Below are 1,432 nucleotides of genomic sequence, written 5' to 3' on the forward strand. Positions count from 1 at the left end.
CCTTTTGGAGGGGGATAACTATTGGAAACGATAGCTAATACCGCATAATGTCTTTACGACTAAAGTAGGGGATTTTATGTTTACATAAAACCTTATGCCATTAGATGAACCCAGACGGGATTAGCTAGTAGGTAGAGTAAAAGCCTACCTAGGCTACGATCCCTAGCTGGTCTGAGAGGATGATCAGCCACACTGGAACTGAGACACGGTCCAGACTCCTACGGGAGGCAGCAGTGGGGAATATTGCACAATGGGCGAAAGCCTGATGCAGCTATGCCGCGTGTATGAAGAAGGCCTTAGGGTTGTAAAGTACTTTCAACAAGAAAGAAAAGATAAAATCTAATATATTTTATTATTGACGTTACTTGTAAAAGAAGCACCGGCTAACTCCGTGCCAGCAGCCGCGGTAATACGGAGGGTGCAAGCGTTAATCGGAATTACTGGGCGTAAAGAGCACGTAGGCTGTTAATTAAGTCAGATGTGAAATCCCTAAGCTTAACTTAGGAACTGCATTTGAAACTGATTAACTTGAGTTTCATAGAGGGGGGTAGAATTCCAGGTGTAGCGGTGAAATGCGTAGATATCTGGAGGAATACCAGTGGCGAAGGCGACCCCCTGGATGAATACTGACGCTCAGGTGCGAAAGCATGGGGAGCAAACAGGATTAGATACCCTGGTAGTCCATGCCGTAAACAATGTCGACTTGAAGGTTGTAAGTTTGACTTATAGCTTTCGTAGCTAACGCGTTAAGTCGACCGCCTGGGGAGTACGACCGCAAGGTTAAAACTCAAATGAATTGACGGGGGCCCGCACAAGCGGTGGAGCATGTGGTTTAATTCGATGCAACGCGAAAAACCTTACCTGGTCTTGACATCCATGGAATTTAATAGAGATATTTTAGTGCCTTCGGGAACCATGAGACAGGTGCTGCATGGCTGTCGTCAGCTCGTGTTGTGAAATGTTGGGTTAAGTCCCGCAACGAGCGCAACCCTTATCCTTTGTTGCCATCAGTTCGGCTGGGAACTCAAAGGAGACTGCCGGTGATAAACCGGAGGAAGGTGAGGACGACGTCAAGTCATCATGGCCCTTACGACCAGGGCTACACACGTGCTACAATGGTATATACAAAGGGAAGCATCCTCGCAAGAGTAAGCGAATCTCATAAAATATATCTTAGTTCGGATTGGAGTCTGCAACTCGACTCTATGAAGTCGGAATCGCTAGTAATCGTAGATCAGAATGCTACGGTGAATACGTTCCCGGGCCTTGTACACACCGCCCGTCACACCATGGGAGTGGGTTGTAAAAGAAGTAAGTTGCTTAACCTTTTTTTTTAGGAGGGCGCTTACCACTTTATGATTCATAACTGGGGTGAAGTCGTAACAAGGTAACCGTAGGGGAACCTGTGGTTGGATCACCTCCTTTACTGTAA

1 rRNA gene (cut by a window edge) is annotated in these 1,432 nt (G+C 46.6%); it reads left to right on the top strand.

Annotated features, from left to right (window positions below):
• Positions 1 to 1,425, top strand: a 16S ribosomal RNA gene (locus tag GJU03_RS00010) (it extends 178 nt beyond the left edge of the window).
• Positions 1,426 to 1,432 lie beyond the last annotated feature (7 nt).

This window comes from Enterobacteriaceae endosymbiont of Donacia bicoloricornis (genome assembly GCF_012567955.1).
Classification (GTDB): Bacteria; Pseudomonadota; Gammaproteobacteria; order Enterobacterales; family Enterobacteriaceae.